The following is a 999-nucleotide window of genomic DNA, read 5'->3' on the forward strand; positions in this document are numbered from 1 at the left end:
TAATGACGACGCGATACAGAGCCGCGTTAGCCTGACGATGGCCACCGCGGTTGAGCCGGTGACGTGAAGTCTTGCCGGACGAGGCTGGGACCAGGCTAACCCCGCAGAGCGCGGCAAAACTGGCCTCAGAGCGCAAGCGTTCTGGGTTGTCTCCCGCTGTCAAGAGCAGTTGTGCGGCGCCTGCATGACCAATGGAGTTCCGGGCCACGAGATTAGGAGCGAGCTCATCGACGATTGCGCCAATCATCGCATTCAAGTCAGCGATTTCATCGTGCAGTTCGAGATAGCGGCGGGCGAGCGACTTCAGGCTGATTCTGTAGGCGGATTCCACATTACGGTAGTCGGTCAGGTCAGGCCGCCATGCGGCTAGGGTTCTGACGAGTTGCATGCGGGTCATCTTACGCAGGGCCTCCCGCAATCCGTCCAGCGCGCAGACGATGGTGTTCTGGATCATCTGTAACGCGATGCGTCGTGCCGCCACCGCTGTCTTGCGGCACGCCTTGAGGACACGCAGGGACTCGATCATGCCATCGCGGCTTCTGGGTGTGACGGTCTGTTTGCCCGCAAAAGCTGCATGGGCTGCATTCTGGGCGTCGAGATCATCGTTCTTCCTCCGCCTGCGCCGGTCATGTTTGTCTGACGTCGTAACCTCCAGGACCTCGACGCCTGCGGTCTGCATGTAGCGCAGAAGCCCAGCCCCATAGGTTCCTGTCGACTCAATGCCGACGCGCTGAAGGTTTCCAAAGGAACGCATCCAGGCAAGCATCTGCCGATAGCCTTGTCGCGTTGTCGCAAAGCTCTGGGTTCCGAGCACCTGGTCCCGTTCGTCGACAACAGCGGCGACGTGAAGATCCTTGTGCGTGTCAACCCCGCCAACATGGCCGACGGCCATTCCAGACTTGAGACCCTCCGGTCCCTGAAACGCTACCTCGCTCGCGAAGTATTCACCTTGATCACTCAGCGACAAAAGGAGATCAACCAGGCTCGTATCACCGCTTG

General features: G+C 59.8%; 1 protein-coding gene and 1 pseudogene. One reads left to right on the forward strand and one right to left on the reverse strand.

The genetic code is table 11. The features are described from left to right. Nucleotides 1–892: IS110 family transposase (locus tag DC522_RS33710; RefSeq protein ID WP_116532721.1), on the reverse strand; the 892-nt coding region annotated here is incomplete at its 3' end. Here DC522_RS33710 and DC522_RS33715 point away from each other — a divergent pair. Further along, nucleotides 878–999: pseudogene (locus tag DC522_RS33715) on the forward strand (IS110 family transposase); the annotation flags it as partial. The gene DC522_RS33710 and the pseudogene DC522_RS33715 sit on opposite strands and share 15 nt — an antisense overlap.

It is taken from the genome of Microvirga sp. KLBC 81, from assembly GCF_003075415.1.
Lineage (GTDB): Bacteria > Pseudomonadota > Alphaproteobacteria > Rhizobiales > Beijerinckiaceae > Microvirga.